The 23,667-nt window shown below is 66.4% G+C and carries 17 protein-coding genes; 7 read left to right on the top strand and 10 right to left on the bottom strand.

From position 1 onward, the window contains the following. Positions 1-51 precede the first annotated feature (51 nt). Both miaA and dapF read left to right on the top strand, forming a co-directional pair. Positions 52-1,083, top strand: coding sequence for a tRNA (adenosine(37)-N6)-dimethylallyltransferase MiaA (gene miaA / locus E0E18_RS02860; protein WP_130839288.1), 1,032 nt, complete (start codon positions 52-54; stop codon positions 1,081-1,083). A 33-nt stretch (positions 1,084-1,116) separates the two neighbouring features. Next, positions 1,117-1,992, top strand: coding sequence for a diaminopimelate epimerase (gene dapF / locus E0E18_RS02855; protein ID WP_130839287.1), 876 nt, complete (start codon positions 1,117-1,119; stop codon positions 1,990-1,992). Positions 1,993-1,998: 6 nt separating this feature from the next. On the opposite strand, the gene E0E18_RS02850 is transcribed toward dapF, so the two are convergent. Then, positions 1,999-2,505: a hypothetical protein gene (locus tag E0E18_RS02850; RefSeq protein ID WP_227871229.1), complete on the bottom strand. Its 507-nt coding sequence runs from the start codon at positions 2,503-2,505 to the stop codon at positions 1,999-2,001. Continuing rightward, positions 2,498-3,286, bottom strand: coding sequence for a hypothetical protein (locus tag E0E18_RS02845; protein ID WP_066582864.1), 789 nt, complete (start codon positions 3,284-3,286; stop codon positions 2,498-2,500). The genes E0E18_RS02850 and E0E18_RS02845 overlap by 8 nt, the downstream gene beginning before the upstream one ends. Before the next feature lie 138 nt (positions 3,287-3,424). On the opposite strand from E0E18_RS02845, the gene hflX reads away from it, so the two are divergent. After that, entirely contained in the window at positions 3,425-4,855 is a 1,431-nt protein-coding gene (gene hflX / locus E0E18_RS02840) for a GTPase HflX (RefSeq protein WP_227871230.1), read from the top strand. Between the two features lie 205 nt (positions 4,856-5,060). After that, positions 5,061-6,305, top strand: coding sequence for a uracil-xanthine permease family protein (locus E0E18_RS02835; protein WP_404827182.1), 1,245 nt, complete (start codon positions 5,061-5,063; stop codon positions 6,303-6,305). Between the two features lie 30 nt (positions 6,306-6,335). Here E0E18_RS02835 and E0E18_RS02830 read toward each other — a convergent pair whose 3' ends face one another. Both E0E18_RS02830 and E0E18_RS02825 read right to left on the bottom strand, forming a co-directional pair. Beyond that, the gene (locus tag E0E18_RS02830) at positions 6,336-6,608 is read right to left on the bottom strand and encodes an HPr family phosphocarrier protein (protein ID WP_066582861.1); all 273 of its coding nucleotides are present in this window, start codon (positions 6,606-6,608) and stop codon (positions 6,336-6,338) included. A 156-nt stretch (positions 6,609-6,764) separates the two neighbouring features. Further along, positions 6,765-7,541, bottom strand: a complete 777-nt coding sequence (locus E0E18_RS02825) for a DeoR/GlpR family DNA-binding transcription regulator (protein ID WP_066582859.1) — start codon at positions 7,539-7,541, stop codon at positions 6,765-6,767. 486 nt (positions 7,542-8,027) lie between these two features. Here E0E18_RS02825 and ptsP point away from each other — a divergent pair, with 486 nt between their 5' ends. After that, on the top strand, positions 8,028-9,782 hold the full coding sequence (ptsP, locus tag E0E18_RS02820) for a phosphoenolpyruvate--protein phosphotransferase (protein WP_110481347.1): 1,755 nt from the start codon (positions 8,028-8,030) through the stop codon (positions 9,780-9,782). A 54-nt stretch (positions 9,783-9,836) separates the two neighbouring features. Here ptsP and lexA read toward each other — a convergent pair whose 3' ends face one another. After that, positions 9,837-10,610, bottom strand: coding sequence for a transcriptional repressor LexA (gene lexA, locus E0E18_RS02815; protein WP_130839286.1), 774 nt, complete (start codon positions 10,608-10,610; stop codon positions 9,837-9,839). A 1,051-nt stretch (positions 10,611-11,661) separates the two neighbouring features. Here lexA and nrdR point away from each other — a divergent pair. Further along, positions 11,662-12,201 (top strand): transcriptional regulator NrdR, encoded by a 540-nt coding sequence (gene nrdR / locus E0E18_RS02805; RefSeq protein WP_130839284.1) that lies wholly within the window; start codon positions 11,662-11,664, stop codon positions 12,199-12,201. Between the two features lie 73 nt (positions 12,202-12,274). On the opposite strand, the gene hrpA is transcribed toward nrdR, so the two are convergent. The 4 genes from hrpA to E0E18_RS02785 form a co-directional block, all read right to left on the bottom strand. Further along, a complete protein-coding gene (hrpA, locus tag E0E18_RS02800) occupies positions 12,275-16,315 on the bottom strand; it encodes an ATP-dependent RNA helicase HrpA (RefSeq protein WP_130839283.1) in 4,041 nt (1,346 codons plus the stop codon). 21 nt (positions 16,316-16,336) lie between these two features. After that, positions 16,337-18,436, bottom strand: coding sequence for a PhoX family protein (locus tag E0E18_RS02795; RefSeq protein ID WP_130839282.1), 2,100 nt, complete (start codon positions 18,434-18,436; stop codon positions 16,337-16,339). A 295-nt stretch (positions 18,437-18,731) separates the two neighbouring features. Beyond that, entirely contained in the window at positions 18,732-19,256 is a 525-nt protein-coding gene (gene ahpD, locus E0E18_RS02790; protein WP_066582852.1) for an alkylhydroperoxidase, AhpD family, read from the bottom strand. After that, positions 19,256-19,852, bottom strand: a complete 597-nt coding sequence (locus E0E18_RS02785; RefSeq protein WP_066582850.1) for a peroxiredoxin — start codon at positions 19,850-19,852, stop codon at positions 19,256-19,258. The genes ahpD and E0E18_RS02785 overlap by 1 nt, the downstream gene beginning before the upstream one ends. 172 nt (positions 19,853-20,024) lie before the next feature. On the opposite strand from E0E18_RS02785, the gene E0E18_RS02780 reads away from it, so the two are divergent. Continuing rightward, positions 20,025-20,996 (top strand): hydrogen peroxide-inducible genes activator, encoded by a 972-nt coding sequence (locus E0E18_RS02780; RefSeq protein WP_130839281.1) that lies wholly within the window; start codon positions 20,025-20,027, stop codon positions 20,994-20,996. On the opposite strand, the gene E0E18_RS02775 is transcribed toward E0E18_RS02780, so the two are convergent. After that, a complete protein-coding gene (locus tag E0E18_RS02775; RefSeq protein WP_130839280.1) occupies positions 20,983-23,571 on the bottom strand; it encodes a DEAD/DEAH box helicase in 2,589 nt (862 codons plus the stop codon). The two genes, E0E18_RS02780 and E0E18_RS02775, sit on opposite strands and share 14 nt — an antisense overlap. Between the last annotated feature and the right edge of the window lie 96 nt (positions 23,572-23,667).

The raw sequence follows: 23,667 nt of genomic DNA, 5'->3' as shown, positions 1-23,667 counted from the left end.
CCCGGTGCCCCGGTTCCGGTCCACGGCGGGACTGTTTGTACAGTCGGGGGCATGTCCGGGCCTCTCCACGAACCAGCGTCCCCAGCAGTCGAGGCGACCGACGGCGTCCAGGTACCACCGGCCGGGGCAGTGCCCGCAGGGTCCGCCGCAGAGTCACACGGGGGCCCCCGGCCCGTGGTGGTCACCGGTCCCACCGGCAGCGGAAAGACCGCTGCCGCGCTGGACCTGGCCGGGTACTACGACGGTGAGATCGTGAACATCGACTCCATGCAGCTCTACCGGGGCATGGACATCGGGACAGCGAAGCTGCCCGTCGACCGGCGCCGGGGCATCCCCCACCACCTCTTCGACGTTCTCGAGGTGACGCAGACGGCGTCGGTCGCAGCCTACCGGGACGCCGCCGTCGAGGTGGTGGAGGATATTCGGCGGCGGGGCCGTACCCCTGTCATTGTCGGCGGGTCGATGATGTACGTGCAGGCACTGCTCGACGACTGGAACCTGCCTCCCACTGATCCGGTGGTGCGCGCGAAGTGGGAGAGGGAACTGGAACGTGTCGGCGTGGAGGCGTTGCACGACGAGCTTGCCCGGAGGGACCCTGCCGCTGCGGAGGTCATCGAGAGGAAGGACCCGCGGCGCACCGTGCGGGCGTTGGAGGTCATCGAACTGACGGGCAGGCCGTTCGCGGCGTCCCAGCCTGCCAGGAGCAGGCCACCGAGGTGGAATGCCCTGCTGCTCGGGATGAGGGCGGACGCGGACTGGCTCAACCCGCGTCTGGAGGCGCGTGTCCGGACGATGGTGGAGGACGGCCTGCTCGACGAGGTCCGGCATCTGGTCGACCGGGGACTGCACCGCGAATCCACGGCGGGGAAGGCGATCGGATACTCCCAGATGCTCGGCCACCTCGCCGGGGAGCTCACCTTCGACGAGGCGGTGGACGCCACGGTCACCGGGACGCGACGCTACGCCCGCCGCCAGCGGGCATGGTTCCGACGTGACCCGCGCATCCTGTGGATCGACGCGTCCGGACCTGACCCGGTCGGACAGGCCAGGCTGAGGGTGGAACAGGCGGGGATCCCCGGATGAGCTGCCGGTGCCGGGCGACGTAGGATCGACGCCATGGGTGCACTCGACTTCATCAAAGGCCACGGCACGGGCAACGACTTCGTCATCGTCCCCGACCCCGGGGTGGCCGTCGATCTCACGGCCGATCTGGTCCGCGGTCTGGCGGACCGGCACCGTGGGATCGGGGGCGACGGGGTGATCCGGGTGGCGACCACCGGTGCACTGTTGGACGCCGGTGTCATCGACGCCGTGCCCGACGGGGTCAGCCGCGAGGACTGGTTCATGGACTACCGCAACGCCGACGGTTCGGTCGCCGAGATGTGCGGGAACGGCGTCCGTGTGTTCGGCCATGTGCTCGCCGACCTGGGACTGACCCAGGCGGACCGGACAGTGATAGGAACTCGCGCGGGGCGACGGGAACTGCAGCTGCATGATGTCCGGGGGTCAGCGGCCGACGTGAGCGTGGACATGGGGGCACCGGTCGTTCTCGGGGGGTCCACGGCGACCCTGGCGGGGGTGGAGTACCGGGGCACGGGCGTGGACATGGGTAATCCGCATCTGGCCTGCGTCGTCGCGGGGCTCACCCCCGGCCGGCTGGCCTCGCTCCCGGTCGGGGACATGCCGGAGTGGGACGCCGGGTTCTTCCCGGACGGGGTCAACCTGGAGCTGGTGACCCCGCTGTCCGGTGACGAGGTGCACATGCGGGTCCACGAACGGGGGGTGGGGGAGACCCTGTCCTGCGGTACAGGGACGGTTGCGGCGGCGGTTGCGGCGCTGCACGATGCCGGACGTCGAGAGGGACAGGTCACCGTCCACGTCCCCGGCGGGGAGGTCAGGGTGACCGTCTCTCCGGAGGGATCGGAGCTTCGGGGGCCGTCACGACTGCTGTTCCGCGGCACCGTGGAGACGACGGACCTGCCGTTCCACTGATACGGGTCAGCCGACGTCGGCGATGCCGGTGTCCCTCCGGGCCCGGGACCACAGGGCGGCGAGGCGGTCCGCCTGGTGGTCAGCCTCCCTGAGTACGGCGGTCAGGGAGGAGACCGAGGTCGCCTGCTGCACCCGTGCGGGCAGCCCGTGGAGGAACTCCTCGGCCGATTTCACGGCATCGTGGAACCGCTGCACGCTCTCCACCCCGCAGTCCCTGTCCAGCAGACAGGGACGGTGCAGCACCCTGTCGCGGACATGCTCAGGGGCCCTGGAGAGGTGGAAGTCATGCCACTGTCCGAGGATCCGTGAGATGTCGGTGGCGGAATGTCCGATGGAGTTCCGCAGCGACTCGAGTTCCCGCTCCGAGTCCCTGCGGAACAGCAGGAAAGCCAGGAAGGCTCCGAGAGTCACCGACAGCAGGATCCCCTGGTAACCGTAGTTGTTGATGAGCAGCAGCATTCCGGCCGCCGCGCCCACGACCACCGGAACAACGGGGACACGCCTTCTAGCCACACGACCCTCCGCAGCCTCCACCGCAACCGTCTCCGCATCCTCCCCCGCAGGTGACAGGGTCGACGGTGGTGAGGGTGAACTGCACGTCACCGGACAGGACAGTGCCTGCGGGCGGAGCATCCTGTGCGGTGGACCCCCGGTCCGCAGGTACCACCACGGTGAAGTCGAACGGTGCGGAGACCGTGCACACCCAGAACGGCTGTCCGGTCAGGGCGGTGGTCCGCAGCTCGGAGCCGGTGATCTCGACGGTCACCCTGGCCCCGGCGTGGGGGGCGACGGCACCCGAACTGAGGTCGGAGGCCCCGGTCGAGTCCACCTGTCCGACAGTGAGGATACCGGCACGGACCGCCTCATCACGTGTCCGGTACACACCGACCCGGGCAGCCAGAGCGGTGAGCTGGACCTGCCGGTAGCGCAGCTCACCCTCCTCGGCGAGCATCGGCCCCTGGGCGACAGTGGCGGTCACGGTCGACAGCACGGGAGCTTCCCGGGCACTGATCTGCAGGACGGGACTGTCCGCCACGACATCGACCAGCCCTATGATGTCGTTGACCATCGACAGATGCGAGGTGGCTGTGACGCCACCGCTGAAGCTGGCGAATGAACCGTAGGGGGGCGTAGCCAGGATCACCAGGCGGGCTCCGCTCGGGTCGTCGTACTGGAGGACCTGACCGTCACGGACTTCGCCGGTGACCCGCAGCGCACCGGTGCCGTAAGCGGCCTCCAGGGCATCCTGCCAGCGGGCGAAGTCCATCCCCACACTTCTGAGTTCCGGAATCATGCAGCATATAGTAACCCCCCCTACGCCCGCCCGGGGAGTCCGCATCCGGTGCCGGGGCGTCGGAGCTGCGCAGGCGGGCACAGGCACCTCCGACCGCCCCCGGGGTGATCCGTGCAAAGATGGTGGGTAATGAACGATATGAGCAGCAGTGAACACACGGCGACCTCCGGTGCCCCGACGGTGGGCGAACTTGACCTGGAGCAGAGGACGAGCCTGCGTCGGCTTACCCGCGGTAACCAGGATCACACCACCGAGCAGTCGGACGGTTACGACGTCGAGTACCGGAGACTCCGTCTGGAGCGGGTCGTCCTCGTCGGAGTGTGGACCCAGGGAAGTGTCGAACAGGTCGAGGCCCGGCTCTCCGAACTGCGTGCCCTGGCGGAGACCGCCGGGTCCGAGGTGGTTGACATGCTCTACCAGCGCCGGGACAAGCCGGACTCCGGAACCTACATCGGTTCGGGGAAGGTCGAGGAGCTCAGACAGGTGGTCGTGGAGACCGGTGCGGACACGGTCGTCGCCGACGGCGAGCTCAGCCCCGGCCAGATGATCGCGTTGGAGAAGCTCCTCGACGTCAAGGTCATCGACCGGACCATGCTGATCCTCGACATCTTCGCCCAGCACGCCAAGTCCAGGGAAGGCCGGGCCCAGGTCCAGCTCGCACAGCTGGAGTACCTGATCACCAGGGTGCGCGGCTGGGGTGGTGCACTGTCACGCCAGGCCGGAGGTCGTGCGGGATCCAACGGCGGTGTCGGACTGCGCGGTCCCGGCGAGACGAAGATCGAGGCAGACCGTCAGCGAATCCGCAATGACATGGCGAAACTGCGGCGGGACATCGCCGGAATGAAGAAGGCCCGTGACATCAAGCGTCGCCGGCGTGACTCCTCCGCGGTGGCGCAGGTGGCCATCGCCGGTTACACGAACGCGGGAAAGTCCTCCCTCCTCAACGCACTCACCGGTGCCGGAGTTCTGGTGGAGGACGCCCTGTTCGCCACCCTCGACCCGACGACCCGGAGGGCCACTCTCGCCGACGGCAGGACGGTGATCTTCTCTGACACGGTCGGTTTCATACGCTACCTGCCGACGCAGCTGGTCGAGTCGTTCCGCTCCACGTTGGAGGAGGTCATGGCCGCCGACATCGTCCTGCACGTCGTCGACGGGTCAGACCCGTTCCCGATGGAGCAGATCGCCGCCGTGAACAAGGTCATCGGCGAGATCGCCGTGGAGACAGGTGAGGACGCACCCCCTGAGATTCTCGTGGTGAACAAGGTGGACGCCGCAGACCCGCTGGTACTGGCGGACCTGCGCAACCGGCTCGACGACGTCGTCTTCGTCTCGGCCGCCACCGGTGAGGGTGTCGCGGAACTGGAGAGCAGTCTCGAACTCCACCTCAATGCAATGGACCGTCGGGTCACACTGTCGGTGCCGTTCTCCCGGGGCGACGTGGTCGCCAGGGTCCATGAACTGGGGACGGTACTGGGCGAGGAGTACACGGGGGAGGGGACCGTGCTGGATGTCCGACTGCCGCAGGTTCTCGCGGCTGAACTCGCCCCCTTCGTGGTCGGGTCATAGACTGTCGTGCGTGAATGAACCACGCGAGACACCGTCGGGGGATTCCTCCGGCCCCGTGAACCCGGTATCCGGACAACCCGCCGACGGTCGAAGTGGGTCCGGTAACGCCCCACACACCCGTGGATCCGTGGGACAGGCACCGGTGCGCCGGAGTCCCTTCGGCTGGACACTCCACGGTGACGGACGCCATGTGCGTCCCGGAGCGGTGGTGGCCCCGGATGAGCGGCTGAACTGGCCGCGCACGATCGGCATCGGGATGCAGCACGTGATCGCGATGTTCGGTTCCACCCTTCTGGTGCCGACCATCACAGGTTTTCCGGTGACGACCACGCTCCTGTTCTCAGGGGTGGGCACCATGGTGTTCCTGCTGATGACCCGCAACCGCGTTCCCTCCTACCTGGGCAGCTCCTTCGCCTTCATCGCCCCGCTGACCGCCACCCAGGCCGACGGCTTCGCAGTGCAGCTCGGCGGGATCATCGTGGTGGGTCTGGTCCTGTTCGGAATCGGACTGCTCGTGACAGTGGTGGGACGCGGCATCATCGATGCAGTGATGCCCCCGGCGGTGACCGGCGCCGTTGTCGCGATGATCGGACTCAACCTGGCACCGAGTGCCACCGGGAACTTCCAGGAGCAGCCGCTGGTGGCCGCAGTGACGATGGTGGCGATACTGGTGGTCAGCATCGGGGGCCGGGGAATGTTCGGCCGTCTCGGGATCCTGGTGGGGGTCCTGGTCGGCTGGGTGTTCGCCGCGCTGACCGGTGCGGTGGACTCCGACGCGCTCGACCGGGTGTCCCGGGCCTCCTGGGTGGGTCTGCCCGAGTTCCACCACCCGACATTCCAGTTGGATGCCCTGCTGCTGACCCTGCCCGTGATCATCGTGCTCATCGCGGAGAATGTGGGCCACGTCAAGGCGGTGGCGGGAATGACCGGCCGTAACCTCGACGACCAGGCTGGTCCGGCCCTGATGGCCGACGGTGTGGCCACGGCGCTGGCCGGAGGATTCGGCGGATCGGGAACGACGACGTACGCCGAGAACATCGGGGTGATGGCGTCCTCCCGTGTGTACTCGACGGCGGCCTACTGGGTCGCTGCCCTCACCGCGGCGGTACTGGCATTTGTCCCGAAGTTCGGGGCTGTGATCCAGACCATCCCCACCGGTGTCCTCGGGGGTGCGGCGATGGTGCTCTACGGCATGATCGGATTGCTCGGGGTGAAGATCTGGCAGGAGAACAGGGTGAACCTCTCCCATCCGCTGAACCTGACCACGGCGGCGGTGGCGATGATCGCAGGAATCGGCAATCTCACCCTCACCGTCGGTGGTCTGGAACTGGAGGGAATCGCCTGGGGGTCCGTCGGCATCCTCGTCGGCTACCCTCTGCTGAAGTGGCTCTACGAGCACCTCGGAGAAGGACGGGACACCGGGGTCCGGGGATACACGTTGGACCGGTAGCCGGGGAAAGGACCCCGCAGGGAACGGAGGTCACTCCTCGTCGAGGTTCTTCTCCACGAGGGCGGCGATCGCTGCGACGGCGTCGGCGTCGTCGGAGGACACGGTGACGGAGTCCCCGTGCTCGGCTCCGAGCGCCATGATCATCAGTGACGAGGTGGCGTCGGCCGGCTCGTCGTCCTCGTCACCGTCGACGAGGGAGATGAGGATCTCGTCGTCGTAGGCTGCGGCCGCTTCAGCGATGACGGTGGCGGGGCGGGCATGGAGCCCGACGGTCGATCCGACGGTGACGGTGGTGGATGCCATGTGCTCAGGGTCCTTCTCTGTAGGTGTGGGAAGATGACGCAACCAGGGTATACGGATACCGGATCTGCCGCCGGGACTTCCAACGCGTGCCGGGAGCGGCCCTGACACGCCGGCGGACTCTGCTCCGTCGGGACAGACGGCACCGGGGCCCGGCTCTCAGGCCCTGATGACGTCGATCTCCTCACGTTCGAGGGCCCCGAGGTACTGGGAGGGTATGCCGGAGTCGGTGACGACAGCATCGATCTCGGACACCGGGGCGAAGCTGACGAGGTAGTCGCGGCCGAACTTCGTCGAGTCACACATCGTCACCACCCGGTCGGCGTTGGCGATCATCGCCCGCTTCACCGCCGCCTCACGGGCGTCCGCAGTGGACAGACCGTGTGCCAGGGACAGGGCGTTGGTGCCGATGAACGCTATGTCGGCGTGGTTGATCCCGATCGCCCTCAGGGTGATGTCACCGACCACGGCCTGGGTGATCGCCCTGATATGACCGCCGAGAAGCTGGACGTCGCGTATCCCCGCGCCGCCCAGCCGTACCGCGATGGGAAGACAGTTGGTGATGAAGGTGATCCGCCGGCCCAGCCGCGGGTCCTCCGCGATGGCGTTGGCTAGCATGGCGGTGGTCGTGCCGGCGTCAAGGAATACCGTGCCCTCCTCCGGAAGCAGGGTGGTTGCGGCCTGACCGATGCGGATCTTCGCCTCGGTGGCGGCACCCCTGCGTTCCTCGATGGCCGTCTCGCGGGTCTGGAAGGTGTTGGTCGGGACAGCCCCGCCGTGGACCCGGTGCAGTGCCCCGTCCTCGTCGAGGACGGTGAGGTCACGACGGATCGTCTCCGGGGTCACGTCGAAGCGTTCGGCGAGTTCGACGACGGTGACCCGGCCGTGGACGGCGGTCAGGGACGCGATCTGGCGGCGGCGTTCTTCGGAGTTCACTGTGCTCGATTCAGATGTTCTGTGAGATGGGCGCTGGGAGATGGGAGATGGGCGGAGTGGGGCGGGTGGTGTACGCCGGGCGGACTCGGATGACCGGCAGACCCTGGGACGCCCCCGATCATAGGTGGGACGACCTCCACAGGATTCCCCCGGGGGCCCACGACAGGGGTGGCAGGGGGTGACGACGTTACGGCAGGTCCCGGCGTACCGGGCAGGTAGGGGACCACCTGCCGGGGGTACGGGTACCCTGGGCGGCAGACAGCACTGCGCTGTGCCGCACCGTACCGGATCTCCGGCAAAGTGTGCGGAGTGGTCGCCTCCGGTCGAAGCAGGTGCCGGTGGCGTCCGCGGCGGCGTGCGTAGCGGCTGCGGGCCGCGGAGAAGAAGACCCGTCGGACGGTACATGAGCAGCGCCCGTCAGAATCTGTCAGCAACCGATCAGCACCTCATGAGCACCTGTCATTACAGAGAAAAGGGGATAGGCCAGTGACCCAGACAGAAGCTTCCTCAGCATCCTCCGCGGCACAGCCACCGGTCCCGTCCACCGGGCCGGACGGGTCCGGGCAGGGAACTGTCCGCGGCCGGTCTGTTGTCCCGGGGGTGGTCTACGCCCCCGTGACATGGGTGACGGAACGTCCTGAACTTCCGGAGCCGACCGAGACTGTCCCGGAGGACCGGAGGGACTCCGAGTTCGAGGCCTTCACAGCCGCGGTCGACACCGTCGCGGACCGTCTCGCGGCCCGGTCTCACAATGTCGACGGTCACGCCAGACAGGTTCTCGAGGCCACCGTCGCCATCGCCCGTGACCGTGCCTGGGCGAGGAAAGTGAAGAAGTCGGTTGCCGCGGGACAGACCGCGGTCTACGCGGTCCGCCAGGCGACCGAGGACTTCATCGTCATGTTCCGCAAGGCGGGAGGTGTCATGGCGGAGCGGGTGACCGACCTCGCCGACGTCAGGGACCGGGTCATCGCCGAACTCAGGGGCGAGCCGGAGCCGGGGATCCCCCAGGTCGACAGTCCGCACGTGCTGCTGGCGGACGATCTCGCCCCCGCCGACACGGCCACACTCGATCCCGATCTGATTGTCGCGGTCGTCACCGAGAAGGGTGGCGCCACCAGTCACACGGCCATCATCGCCCGGCAACTGGACATTCCCTGCGTGGTCGCCACCGGACCTGCCCTTCAGACGGTCACGGAAGGTACCGCCGTCGTGGTTGACGGAGGGGAGGGGACGGTCGAGACAGGTGTGGACCCGGAGGAGGCACGGTCCAGGGTTGACGCGGCCGCGCGCTTCTCAGAGAAGGTGCGGTCCTGGACCGGACCCGCACAGACGTCCGACGGACAGCGGGTGCAGTTGCTGGCCAACGTGCAGGACGGTGTGACCGCCGAGCAGGCCGCGGCGTCGGTGGCAGAGGGGATAGGGCTGTTCCGCACCGAACTGTGCTTCCTCAGCGAGACCTCGGAACCGAGCGTCGACCAGCAGGCTGAAAGGTACGCGGAAGTGTTCCGTGCCTTCCCCGAGGGGAAGGTGGTAGTTCGCACCCTCGATGCCGGATCAGACAAACCGGTACCGTTCGTCAACGCTGAGGACGAGGACAATCCTGCTCTCGGGGTTCGCGGCCTGAGAATCGCCCGGGGTAACACGCAGCTGCTGGAAAGACAGCTGGACGGCATCTCCAGGGGTCTGGAGCTGTCCGGGAGAACCTCCTCCACGGCGCAGACCTGGGTGATGGCGCCGATGGTGGCGACAGTCTATGAGGCGAAGTGGTTTGCCCAGCTGTGCCATGAACGGGGACTGACCGCCGGCGCGATGATCGAGGTTCCGGCGGCTGCGTTGATGGCGGAGAAGATCATGTCCTACCTCGACTTCGTGTCGATTGGTACGAATGACCTGACCCAGTACACGATGGCTGCGGACCGGTTGTCATCGTCGCTGGCCTATCTCACCGACCCATGGCAGCCGGCGGTGCTCCACCTGGTGCACACAACGTGCAGGGCGGGTTCTGTGACCCGGACGGCGGTGGGGGTCTGCGGCGAAGCGGCGGCGGACCCTCTGTTGGCGTGCGTTCTCACCGGCCTGGGGGTGAACTCCCTGTCAGCGGCCACGCCTGCCCTGGCGGCGGTGGGCGCGCAGCTGGGCGAGGTTGACTTCGTGACCTGCCGCAACATGGCTGCTGCCGCACTCAATGCAGAGGGCGCGGAGGAGGCGCGGACAGCAGCGGCCGCCGTCATCGGACGCTGAACCCGGGACTGCCCCGGGGACACTGCCGGGGCACTTTCCGGCCTGCCACCGGAATCAGATCTTTCGGAGTACCGCCACAACGCGTCCGAGGATCTGCGCCTCATCGCCCCGGATCGGCTCGAAGTACGGGTTGTGCGGCAGCAGCCACACGGTCCCGTCACTCGGATGGAACTCCTTGACGGTTGCTTCGCCGTCGATCATCGCGGCGACGAAGTCACCGAGTTCCGCGGTGGCCTGGGAGCGGACGACGACCCAGTCACCGTTGAGGATCCCGGCGTCCTGCATGGATTCTCCGATGACCTGCAGCAGGAAGAGCTCTCCGCTGCCGACAAGCTCCCTGGGCAGGGGAAAATGGCCTTCCACGTGCTGTTCGGCGAGAATCGGACTGCCTGCAGCGATCTGGCCCACCACGGGTACGAACCTCGGCTCAGGCATGTCCTCGGACAAGCTCCCGGGCACAGGAGCAGCCGGCTTGGGCCCGGGCTTCGCCGATGAATCGACCGGACCGAGGCCGCGGATGTCGACCGCGCGTGGCTTGTTTCCCTCCCTGCGCAGATAGCCTTTCCTCTCAAGCTCCTTGAGATGGTAGGACACGGATGAGGTGGAGTTCAGACCGACAGCGTCGCAGATCTCCCGGATGCTGGGCGGATAGCCGCGGAACTGGATGCCGTCCTTGATGACGTCGAGGATCCGGCGCTGACGCTCCGAGAGCTTCTCCCGGCCTCTGCCGTCAGAGGTGTCTGTCCCCCTGGCAGTCACGGAGCCCCGGGGTCGTCCCCGACGGACTCCGGTCTCCGCGGTCCCGTCCGACTGATTGGTCTGTGCCATCGTTGTTCCGCTCCTGGCTCGCATCGTGTGTACCGGCCGGCGCACCCGCCGACCGAGCACCGTAGTGTCCCGTCGATCCCGTCCGGCCCGGTGAGTTCACCGCCACCGCCACGCCGTCCGCCGCGACCCCGCGGTCGTGACACCGTCGGGGCTTCGCGCGCGGGCTCCGTACCTGCGGCCGTGTCTCCGTACCTTCGGAACCCTCCGTACCTTCCGTGCTCTTCGTGCTCTTCGTGCTCTTCGTGAAGGTCGTGAAGCTCGTGGTCTTTCGGGTACTGACCATACCGACCCTACAGCAACAACTGCTGTTTCCCTACCAACATGTTCGAAAAGGTGCCCCCGAACCTGGACGATGTCGAACATCTGTGCTAGATTTCCGATTGTCCGGACGGAGTCGAACACATGTACGATGTTCGAGAAGAAAATGGCGTCTGTCGTCCGGTAGAGATGATCGACTGTCACCACAGTCCGGGCGGTACAGACCCGGACAGCAGTCGTTGAGAGGAGAGCCAGTCATGACATCACCACTGATCACCACCAGGCCCGCCGTTGTAGAGCCCGGCCGCAGAGTCGTCACGCGTCCGGAATGGTCCACGGTAGCCGGGATCGAGGGTTCGAACACGGCGGGCCACGGAGTGGCCGCCGGTCCGCGTCGTCGGTCGGGGGAATCATGCGGGACGGTCACGTGCCGTAGGGAACATCCGTTCGATGACATGGGGTTGGCGGGGCGTATCCGGCGCCGTGCGTCGGTTGTTCTCACCTCACCCGGGATGGTTCTCCTCGGTGGGCTGACATCGGTGCTCCTCATCGGTCTGAGCCCGCTGCTCACGGCAACGGACGGCACTGCCACGGACACGGTGCCGGCAGATTCGGCCGGTCATGTCAGAACGGTACCCGCCCAGGAATCCTCCCGACTGAACGCCGTGTTCACTGAAACAGGGTCCGGCTCCACAAATCCGCAGGGGCGCTGACGGACTGGGGCGTCGGAGACGGACCACGCTACGATCGGACAGGTCCGCCAGTTTCCTCCAGTGTCCAGGAGAACAACCCAGTGCTCTGCCCGTCCTGCCGTTCCCAGCGTTCCCGAGTCCTGGATTCGAGGACCGTGGAATCCGGGTCAGCCATCCGCCGACGACGAGAATGCACCCGGTGCGGAACCCGGTTCACCACCATAGAACGATCAGTCCTTCTCGTCACCAAGCGCAACGGCGTCACCGAGGAGTTCAGCCGTGACAAAGTCATCAGAGGTGTCGGGCGGGCGTGCCAGGGACTGTCCGTGTCCGAGGACGACCTCAAGGTGCTGGCACATGAGGTGGAGCAGTCCATTCGGGCAACCCACGGATCCCAGGTCGCGGCGAACGACATCGGCCTGGCGATTCTGGACCCCCTGCGCAAGCTTGACGAGGTGGCCTACCTGAGATTCGCCTCGGTCTACAAGTCCTTTCGCAGCGCCGAGGACTTCGAGAACGAGATCCGTATGCTCCGCGACCAGCACAGCGACTCCGGCAGGCACCCGGACAGCAGATCCGGCAGCGGCAGTGCAGATGAAGACAGGGCGCCGGAGACCGCCACCGACGTCAGACCCCGGTGACAGGCGGAAAGCTCCGCTGAGGCGAACACCCTGACCCCGACACGGCCGTCACAGGGGGGAGAAGGTCACCACGTCACCGGATCTTCTGCAGGGCCTTGTGGACCCGCTGGACACTTGCCGTGCGGGTGGTCCCGAGATTCTGGGCGAACAACGCCACCCGGAGCTCCTCGATCAGCCACTCCACATCCTTGATCTGCGGTGACGCGGCCCTGGCGTCCGGCAGGCGGTCCCGGGTCGCTTTCAGGGCGTCCTGGCACTCCCTGATCTGGTCGGCGAGGTCAGCCTCCCTGTCCGGATCATGCTCCAGCATCGACAGGCGTGCCTTCATCGCCTCGACATAACGTGGCACGTGGCGGAGACGGGCGACACCGTTTCGCGCGATCCGGTGCGGCCCCAGGAAAAACTCGAGCTGGGAACGCATGTCCCCGATCGAATCCCCCTCCCAACCGTCCAGCTCCGAAGTCATGTCCGCCACAGCCAGCGCAGCCGGTGCCACGGCCACGACAGTCTGCCGCACCAGACCCGGACCGCGGTCCCGTGCCGCCGCCACCGCCCCGGCACACCGGTCAGGATCACGGATCACCGGACCGAACTCCGTGAGAAGGTCCCGGCACACCAGAACCCTGCAGTCCTCGACGAAAGCCTCCGGACCACCGTACGGGTAGTTCTCCACCGCGACGCGCTGACGCAGAGGCAGCCCCTTCACCATCTGCTTCGGCTGAACCCTGCACTCCCGCAACATGAGCTCCAGGACCGCCGAGAACTGCGCCCCCGCAGCGGCTTTCGCGGTGGGGAACGCCCGGAGGTCCACCCCGTCGTCGGTGAGGACGAGTGCGGGATAGGCGGTCACCGGCTGCCCGTCAACCACCGAGTCCACGGTTTCGGGCACCGTACCGATCCCGTCCGCACTCCACCGGTTCTCATGGGCGAGCACACCGGCACCGCCACCTGCAGACCCTCTGCCGTTGTGTTTCCCGCCGTCCCCGACCCGGGCGGCACCTTTCCCGCGCCGGTGTGTCGCGGCGTCCGACGGCGCGGGAGCCGAACCGTGGGCACCCGACCGTCTCGAGGTGACTGCAGCGATCGAGCGGGTGATGTCCCCGGCCAGCTGCTGCTGAAGGTCTGACAGATCCCGCGACCGGGCGATGATCTTGCCCCTGCGGTCCACGGCAGCGAAGCACATGCGCAGATGGTCCGGAACCCGGGACCAGTCGAAGTCGGAGGCACTGATTCCCGTACCTCCCAGGCTCCGCAGCGCATCGGCGAGAGCCCGGTCCACCGGACCGTCGTAGGGGGTCATCCGGGCCAGAGCCGCCCGTGCGAACTCCCCGGCCGGCACCACACTCCTGCGCAGAGGTTTCGGGAGTGTACGGATGAGCGCGACGCACAGTTCCTCTCTCATTCCCGCCACCAGCCACCTGGTGTCCGTGTCGTCCAGGCCCGCCAGCAGCGGCAGAGGCACCTTCATGGTGATCCCGTCCGCCGGGTCACCGGGACGGAACACGTAGTCGAGTTCGTACTCGACATCGCCCTGACGCCAGGTGTCGGGGAACTCGCGTGCCTCCGCCGCCTCACGGTCCGAACTGATCAGGGCGTCCTCGTTGAAGCCCAGCAGGTCCGGTGTGCTGTGACGCGCCTTCTTCCACCAGGAGTCGAAGTGCCTCGCGGAGACCACGGACGCCGGGATCCGGGCATCGTAGAAGGCGAAGAGGGCGTCGTCGTCGACGACGATGTCGCGCCGCCTGGCCTTCTCCTCCAGTCGTGTGGCATTCTCCAGGAGCTCCCGGTTGTGGTGGAAGAACCCGTGCCTTGTGTGCCAGTCACCTTCGACAAGCGCCGAGCGGATGAACGTCTCCCGGGCGGCCTCAGGATCGACCCGCGACAGTGGGACCAGCCGGTCAGTCACCACGGGCAGGCCCAGCAGAAGTGCCTTCTCGTGCACCATCGCAGCCCCCCGCTTCGACGACCAGTGGGGTTCCGAATAGGTGTACTTCACCATGTGCGGGGCGACATCCTCGACCCACTCGGGCACCAGGGGCGCAACAGTCCGGGCGAAGACCTGCGACGTCTCCACCAGCTCGGCCGCCATCACCCACTGCGGAGGCTTCTTCGCGAGATACGACGACGGGTGGATGACGAACCGGGTGCTGCGGGTACCCGTGTACTGCCTGCTCGCACCCTCCCTCATACCGGTGTTGGTCAGCAGACCCGCCAACAGGGACCTGTGGATGTCATCCTCCGCCAGTGCGGTGGTCCCGCCCCGGTCCAGGTCGAATGTGAGGTCACGGACATGCCGGATGTTCGGGACCTTCCAGCGCAGGTCCTGGATGACCGTGAGGAACTGGCGGACAAGGTCGATCCACTCCCGGACCCGGACATAGTGGATGAACTCCCGCCTGCACAGCTGCCTGAACTGGTTTCCCGACAGTGTGCGACGGTTCTGCTGGAGATGGTTCCACAGGATCAGCAGGGACATGAAGTCCGAGTCCGCCCTGTAGCGGGCGTGCGCCTGGTCCGCCTGCGCCTGTTTCTCCATGGGACGCTCGCGGACATCCTGGATACTCAGGGCGGCCACGATCACCGCGATCTGCTCGAGCACATTGTTCTCGTGGGCGGCGACGAGGATCCGTGCCAGCCGTGGGTCAGTCGGGATCCTCGCCATGTACCGGCCGATGTCGGTGAGAGGACGGTCAGAGGAACGGTCCGAGCCTCCGGGCGCGAAAGCGCCGAGTTCCTGGAGCAGTTGAACCCCGTCGCGGACCGAGCGCTTGTCCGGGGGCTGAAGGAACGGGAAGTCGGCGATGTCCCCGAGTCCCAGTGACGCCATGGAGAGAATGACACTGGACAGGTGGGTTCGCAGAATCTCAGGGTCAGTGAACTCCGGGCGTGCCTCGAAATCCTCCTCGGAATACAGTCTGATCGCGATGCCGTCCGCGGTACGCCCGCACCGACCGGACCGTTGCCGCGCCGAGGCCTGACTGATCTTCTCGACCGGGAGCCGCTGCACCTTCGTCCGGTGGGAGTAGCGGGAGATGCGCGCATATCCGGTGTCGATGACATACCTGATCCCCGGGACGGTCAGTGAGGTCTCGGCGATATTGGTCGCCAGGATGATCCGGCGACGTGGCCCGGTGGAGAACACACGGTGCTGTTCGGCCGAGGACATCCGGCCGAACAGGGGGAGAATGTCGGTGCTGCGGAAACCGGCGTCCCCCAGGGCGTCGGCGGCGTCCCTGATCTCCCTCTCCCCGGAGAAGAAGCAGAGAATGTCACCGGGGCCCTCAGCCGTGAGTTCGCGGACGGCGTCGAGCAGTCCGTCGAGCGGATCAGTCTCGACCTCCCTGCCCCCTTCACCGTCACCGTCGGTACCGACGGTGCGGACCAGCGGACGGTACCGGATCTCCACGGGATACGTTCGCCCGGACACTTCGATGACCGGTGCCGGCCTGCCCCGGTCGTCGGCGAAATGTGTCGCGAAGGACTCCGGGTCGATGGTCGCGGAGGTGACGATCACCTTCAGGTCCGGTCGGCGGGGGAGGATCTCGCGGAGATAGCCCAGCAGGAAGTCGATGTTGAGGCTGCGCTCGTGTGCCTCGTCGATGATGATCGTGTCGTACTCACGGAGGAGCCGGTCATGCTGGATCTCGGCCAGAAGGATGCCGTCGGTCATGAGTTTGACGGCGGTGGAGTCGGAGACGGTGTCGTCGAACCGGATCTTGTAGCCCACCCGGCCCCCCGGTTCGCCGACCTTCTCACCGAGTTCGTCGGCGATACGGTCGGCGACCGACCGGGCTGCGATGCGGCGCGGCTGGGTGTGACCGATTCTGCCACGGGCGCCACGGCCGAGGGCCAGGCACATCTTGGGCAGCTGGGTGGTCTTGCCCGAACCGGTCTCGCCGGCGACGATGACCACCTGGTGGTCTTTTATGGCCTCCATGATCTCGTCACGGCGGGCGGACACGGGAAGCTGCTCGGGAAAGTGCAGGTTCCGGGCAAGGTTGTGGCGGACCGGCCCCGCAGTACCGGCCCTGCCGTCACCGGAAGGACGCCGTCTCCTCCGCCGCCCGGAACCCTTGCGTGCTGGGGAATCTGACTTTCTGTCCTCGGATACCACCCGGTGATTCTACCACCGGGGTCAGTGGCCGATCGCGCCGTAGTCGTCTTTCCACACCACCACAGTGGACGGCCGTGCCAGTGAGTTTCCGCCGTCGGGCCAGTGTGACGTGGTGGATTCGACCGTCGCCTCCTCATCCTCCCCCGGGTGCTGGACATTGACCAGCACCCGCCGCTCCGTGACGACCGGCCCACAGGTCTCCGCACCTGCCGGTACGGTGAGGAACTGCTTGGTCAGGCCCCGCGCAGGTCCCTCGAGAGCGACCGCGAAGAGGCCATCATTGGACTCCAGTGCGTTGCCGTCGGTGGACACCCACAGGTTTCCTCCGGGGTCGAAGGCCAGATTGTCCGGGCAGGATATGGGGGAGACGCTGGACTTGTCGAAACCTCCGAAGTAGGTCTCTGCGGCACCGGGGTCACCGCAGACCAGGAGAAGGTTCCAGGAGAATGACTCCCCGGCGTGGTCGTCGTCCATCTCGAGCACGTAGCCGTTCTTGTTCTCCTTGACCGGGGCGTACTCCATGGCAGGTTCGTCGTCCTTACCGGGACGGGCGGCACCGCGGTAGGCGTTGTTGGTCAGAGCTGCATAGACTTTCCCGCTGGACGGGTGCACCTGGACGTCCTCGGGACGGTCCATCTTGGTAGCGCCTGCTCTGTCGGCCGCTGTACGGGTGAAGACGAGGACCTCCTCCCCGCTCATCCCCTCGATGTGGGACGTCACCGTTGCATCCGGGTGACAGGTGGCCAGTTTCACCCAGCGACCGGTGCCGTCGAAGGCACCGTCCTCCGGGAGGGTGTTCTCGGTGAAGTCCGCGGAGTTGCCTTCATACACTGCGACGTAGAGGGTGCCTTCATCCAGTGCCTTCATGTTCTCCCTGCGTGCCGCCGTGTCCCCGGGACCGGAACCTGCGATGTACCTGCGGGAGGAGACGAACTTGTAGATGTACTCGAAGCGGGAGTCGTCGCCGGAGTAGGCGACGACAGTTCCGTCGTCGGTGACATGCACCGCCGCCGCTTCATGCTTGAAACGGCCGAGTGCGGTGTGCTTCACCGGTGTGGACTGCGGGTCCCAGGGATCGACCTCGATGACCCAGTTGAACCTGTGGGCCTCGTTGGACTCCCTGGTGATGTCGAACCGGCTGTGGAAGCGCTCCCACCTGCGGGCGGTCTCATCGTCCTCCATGCCGTAGCGGGCGAAGCGCTCTCTGGCGTCCTTCCCCTGCGCTCGTCCACCACCGGCGAAGTACTGGTCGACATTCTCCTCGCCGGACAGCACCGTGCCCCAGGGGGTGACGCTTCCTGCGCAGTTGTTGAGGGTCCCCAGGACCCTGGTCCCGGTGGGGTCGGCTGAAGTCTTCAGCAGGTCCGAACCTGCTGCCGGCCCGGTGATCAGGAACTCGGTGGTCCCGGTGATCCGCCGGTTGTACCGGCCGATGACCGGACGCAGTCGTCCGTCGGTGTCGTTGCCGGCAACCTCGACGACAGAGAGTCCGTGGCTGGCCAGTTCGATGTCGACCTGCTCCCTGGTCGGGTTGTCCGCGTCATAGCCGCGGAACATCTGTTGGGGGGTGGTGTACTCGTGATTGGAGACCAGCAGGAACCTGTTCTTCTCACCGTCGACAGGCAGGAGTTCGGCGAAATCGCAGTTGTAGCCGAACTGCTTCGCGGCATTCTCCGGGGTCTGGTTGTCGACAGACCAGTCGGCGGCACCGTGGAGTACCGGGTCACCCCACCGGATCACGACGTCACTGCTGTACCCGGTCGGTACTGTCACGGCGTCCCTGGTGTTCGGGGCGACCATGTCGAACCTCAGTCCGGCGGGGGTCGGGGTACCGCCGCTGCCCGTGGCCGTCCCCGGAGCTGTTGCCGTCGCCGAGGAGGTCTCCTGTCCGCAGGCGGCGAGGAAACCGGTACCGCCGAGGGCGACGGCGGCGGCCCCGAATCCCCGGAGCAGGGCGCGCCGGTCGAACTCGCGGCGGACGATGTCGCGGAAGTAAGGGTTGTCGGATGTGTTGGGGACCGGTTTCGAGCAGGCGTCCCCGCATTTGTAGACGCAGGTGCGGTGGGACCTGCCGGAGGTGAAGTCTAATTTGGCGAGCAGGTTTCGTCGGAGCAGTGCCACTGGCGTTCTCTTCCCGTAGTCGTCGGTCGTGCAGTCGTCGGTCGTGCAGTCGTCGGTCGTGCAGTCGTCACGTCTTCTGTCAGGTCGTCGTGAACCGTTGCCGGAGACTACGGACCCCGGGTTGCCGTGTGCCGACGGGGAAGAGGACGGCGAACAAATGCCCCGGGAACAACCGGTGAACCTGCTGTGTGGACTGACCGGAAATGCTCCAGGCTGTGGTGCAGGAGGTCCGGGCATGACAGAGGCCGGACACCATGGTGGTGTCCGGCCCGGTGGACCTGTGCAGGTCAGGAGGTCAGCTGGCGTCGGCGATCTGCAGTGCCTGTGCGACACCTGCGACGGTCGCGGCGATCTTGACTGCCTCGAAGACCTGCTCCTTGGTCAGTCCTTCTTCGCGGACGGTGTGCTCGTGTGCCACCGTGCAGTGCTCACATCCGTTAATGGTGGACACTGCCAGAGAGAAGAGCTCGAAGTCGGCCTTCTCGATACCCGGCTTGGAGATGACGTTCATCCGCAGGCCCATCCGGACCTGGGAGTAGTCGTCGCCGAGCCAGCCGCGGGCACGGTAGGCGACATTGTTCATCGCCATGATGGACGCGGCGGCCAGTGCGGCGTTGTAGGCCTCGTCGGAGAGGTGGGTCTTCGCCTCCTCCGTGACCTCCGAGATGACCTGGTCGTTGCGGGTGGCTGCAGCGGTGGCGACGAAGGTGCCCCAGAGCTGCTGCTCGCTGAGCTCGGTGGAGCGCACCAGGGTGCCGAGGTTCAGCTTGAGGTCCTTGGCGTACTCCGGGAGGCCGGACTTCAGGTTGTCGACGGACATTACTTCAGAGCCTCCTGGACGACCTCGAGCTTGTCGATGTTCTTGGTGGGGTCGTTGGCCTGCCAGTTGCAGGCGCAGACCTCTTCGGACTGCAGGGCGTCGAGCACGCGGAGGACCTCGTCGACGTTACGGCCCACAGCGTCCGGGGTGACGGAGACGAACTGGATCACGTTGTCCGGGTCGACGATGAAGGTCGCGCGGTCGGCCACACCGGCGGCGTTCTCGACACCGAGTGCGCGGATGAGGTCGTGGCGGACGTCGGCGAACATCGGGAACGGGACCGTCTTCAGGTCCGGGTGGGTGGCGCGCCAGTTGAAGTGGGCGAACTCGTTGTCCGTGGAGCCGCCGAGGATCTGCGTGTCGCGGTCCTGGAAGTCCTCGTCAAGCTTGCCGAAGGCGGCGATCTCGGTGGGGCAGACGAAGGTGAAGTCCTTGGGGTAGAAGAAGATCACCTTCCACTTGCCCTGGTACTTGCCGAGGCTGACGGTCTCGAAGTAGTCGTCGGGGGACTGGGCGTTGGCTTCGTGGAGGTCGCCGCCCTTGAGGGCGGTGAGCTCGAACTCCGGGAACTTTTCACCGACGGTGAGGATGGACACGGTATTTGCCTCCTAAGGCGTAAGACGCTTGATCTTGAACCGACTCCGATTATGCCACGGGACACCGCCTCATGCAAAGGCAAACCCGATATTTCACATGTTCGTAAATAAGAGGTGGCTATATGTTGGTGCGGATAGGTTGTCAGTTGCGGGGGAGGGTAACTTCATAGGTATGGCCAATAGAGAGTATCGCCCCACGGTCTCCCAGCTGCGCACTTTCGTCACCATCGCGGAGAACGGACACTTCGGGACCGCGGCACAGAAGCTCGGCATCTCCCAACCGTCGCTGTCACAGGCTCTCGCCGCACTCGAACAGGGGCTCGGGGTGCAACTCATTGAACGGTCCACCAGACGGGTGATCGTCACCCCCGTGGGCGTGACTCTCCTGCCCTACGCCCAGGCGACGCTCGACAGCCTGGAGGCGTTCGTCAGTCACGCCAGAGGAGCCCAGGGTGGTCTGGTCGGCCCGATGAACCTCGGCATGATCCCCACAGTCGCTCCCTTCCTGCTTCCCGCCCTGCTGAGACGAATGCCGGAGGTCGCCCCAGAACTCCAGCTCCGCATCGTCGAGGAGAAGACTGACAACCTCGTCGACTCTCTCCGCTACGGTGGCCTGGACGCTGCGGTCGTCGCCAGCCAGATCACCTCGTCGGGCACCGAGAGCATCCACGTCTACGACGAAGAATTTGTCCTCGTGGTGCCTGCGGGACACCCGTTGGCAGGACGCCGCGACCTGACCGTCGACGACCTTGACGGGCTCGACCTGCTCCTGCTCGATGACGGCCACTGTCTCCGGGACCAGATCCTCGACCTGTGCCGGACCGCTGCACTGCGCCGGGACCCCGCCCAGGCGGTGACCAGGGCAGCCAGCCTGTCGACGATCGTCCAGTGTGTCATCGGGGGGCTGGGCAGCACCCTCGTCCCGCTCAGTGCGGTGGCCGCCGAGTGCGACAGACCGGGACTGGAGCTGGCGACCTTCGCCGGTGGCGCGGCTGCTGCCGGCCGGTCAGTCTCACTGTGCTACCGGGCCAGTTCCAGCAGAACCGAAGACTTCAAGGTCATCGCGGACTGCCTCGGGAAGGCGTTCACCGACTCGGTGACGGAGAGTCGACGGATCCTCGAACGCCGACTCAGCCGCGTATGACCTCGAGGCTGCGCAGCCGTACCTCCCCGGCCTCGTCGGTGGCGTCCAGGTCGACTGTCCCCAGGAAGGCCCAGCCGTGGTCGCCGGCGGGATCATCGAGGATCTGCCGGACCGCGAGCGTGCGCGGCTCCGCACCTTCAGTGATGATGACCAGGTCACCGGAGCGTGCGGACTGTCCGGTGCCGAGGTCGTCGTACTCGTCGAACCAGGCGTCCAGCTCGGCGGGCCAGTCCGGCGCGAACTCCAGGTAACTGTCCAGTTCCGCAAGTTCCTCCTCCCGCTCGAGGGCGAACAGTTCCACATGCCGGAACATGTGGTTGCGCACCATCCGTCGCAGCGCCCGCGGATTCGACGACAGCCGGGGAGTCTCGCCCACACCGAAAGCGTGTTCGGCGACCTGTTCGGCGGACACGGGCGCGTCCGGGTCGGACATCGCCGCCCATTCGTCGACCAGTGACGAATCCACCTGGCGGAGCAGTTCACCGAGCCAGACGAGAATGTCCTCCAGCTCCTCCGACCTGCGTTCCGGGGGCACACTGTGGGTCAGGGTTCTCCACGCGTCCGTGAGGTAGCGCAGGACGACGCCTTCGGACCTGGCCAGTGAATAGGTCGCGACGAGGTCGGAGAACGTCATCGCCTTCTCGACCATCTCACGGAGCACGGACTTCGGTGAGATGCGGAAATCCCGGGCCCAGGGGTTTGTCCCGCAGAAGATCTCGTAGGCCTGCTCCAGCTCCTCCCTCAACGGCATGTCCCAGGTGATCTCCTCCACGATCGCGGTGCGCTCGGTGTAGTCCACCCCTTCGGCCTTGAGTGCAGCGATCTCCTCACCACGGCGGGCCCGTTGCTGGGCCTGGAGGATCTGGCCCGGGTCGTCGAGGATAGCCTCGAAGGTGCTGATCACGTCCAGGGCGTAGGTGGGGGACTCCGGGTCGAGCAGCTGGAGAGCTGCGAGGGCGAACGGAGACAACGGCTGGTTGAGAGCGAAGTCTCTCTGCAGGTCACGGGTCAGTCTGGCGTCCTTGCCTGACGGGGTGTCCGCCGGATACTCCTCGACGATGCCGGCCCTCAGCAGACCCCGGTAGAGGTCAACGGTCGTGAGTATCTCACGGTTCTGTTTCGCCCGTGTGTCGTGGTTGCCCCGCAGCAGGTCTCTGAGAGCCGCGTACGTCCACTGCTCGCGCGCGATGACGTTGATCAGCATCGCATTGGTCATGCGGAACTGACTGACCAGCTCTTCGGGCTCGGCGGTGGTCAGGCGGGTGAAAGTCGACTCCGACCAGGTCGCTCTCCCCTCGGGGGCGTGCTTCTTGCGTAGCTTCTTCAGCTTCTTCGGGTCGGTACCGGCCTTCTGGCGGAGACGGTAGTTCTCGATCTCGTGGTCGGGAGCCTCGACGATGACGGTGCCCTCGGTGTCGTAACCTGCACGTCCGGCACGCCCCGCGATCTGGTGGAACTCCCGTGACTTCAGGACCCGGTGGCGCACGCCGTCGTACTTCGCGAGTCCTGTGAGCAGCACCGTACGGATGGGGACGTTGATACCGACGCCGAGGGTGTCGGTGCCGCAGATCACGGTGAGCAGTCCCTGCTGGGCGAGGCGCTCGACCAGCCTCCGGTATTTCGGCAGCATGCCTGCATGGTGGACGCCGATTCCCTTGCGGATCAGGCCGGAGAGCGTCTTACCGAAAGCGGATGAGAACCGGAAGTCGCCGATCGCCGCCGCGATCGCGGCCTTTCGCTCTTTCGAACGGGTCCGGTCGCCCAGAAGGCTGAGACTGGTCAGCGACTGTGCCCGTTCGGCGGCCTCCCGCTGTGAGAAATGGACCAGGTACACGGGGGCTTTACCGTCGGCGAGAAGTTCCTCCACGGTCTCATGGACGGGAGTGTAGACATAGTGGAAGTCCAGGGGGACCGGCCGGGTGGAACTCGAGACGGTGGTACTGGTGCGGCCCGTCCGCTTCTCCAGGTCCTTCTCGAGCCAGGTCGTGTCCCCGAGGGTCGCGCTCATGAGGAGGAACTGTGCTCGGTGCAGCTCCAGCAGCGGCACCTGCCAGGCCCAGCCGCGGTCCGGCTCCGAGTAGTAGTGGAACTCGTCCATGACCACCTGGTCGATGTCGGCGTCCGCACCGTCACGCAGTGCGATGTTCGCCACGATTTCCGCGGTGGCGCAGATGATCGGAGCTCTGCCGTTGACTGTGGCGTCACCGGTCATCATCCCGACCTTGTCGGGCCCGAAGATCTCGCACAGGGAGAAGAATTTCTCGCTGACCAGAGCCTTGATCGGGGCCGTGTAGAAGGTTCTCTTCCCGTGCGCCAGGGCGATGAAGTGGGCCGCCGTGGCGACCAGGGACTTCCCCGACCCGGTGGGGGTGGCGAGAATCACGTTGTCCCCGGCGGCGAGCGCCGTGGCGGCCTCTTCCTGTGCGGGGTAGAGGGTGATGCTCCTGTCCTGGGCCCATCCCAGGAAGGACTCCAACGTCACATCGTCGAGCAGGGACTCCGGAACCTCCGCCAGGTCCGGCAGCAGATCGGCGAGAGTGGCGGGAACGGTGGAGTCGGAGTTCACGGGGTTCACGGTCACCACCGTACAGTCAGGACAGGACAGCTTCCTCGGCCGTCCTTCGTGGGAGCGCTCCGGGGGGGGAGGGAAGGGGAGGGAAGGGAAGGACGC

Origin of the sequence: Corynebacterium neomassiliense, assembly GCF_900626215.1 — a bacterium.
GTDB lineage: Bacteria > Actinomycetota > Actinomycetes > Mycobacteriales > Mycobacteriaceae > Corynebacterium > Corynebacterium neomassiliense.
This window is presented reverse-complemented; position numbering and strand designations above follow the sequence as displayed.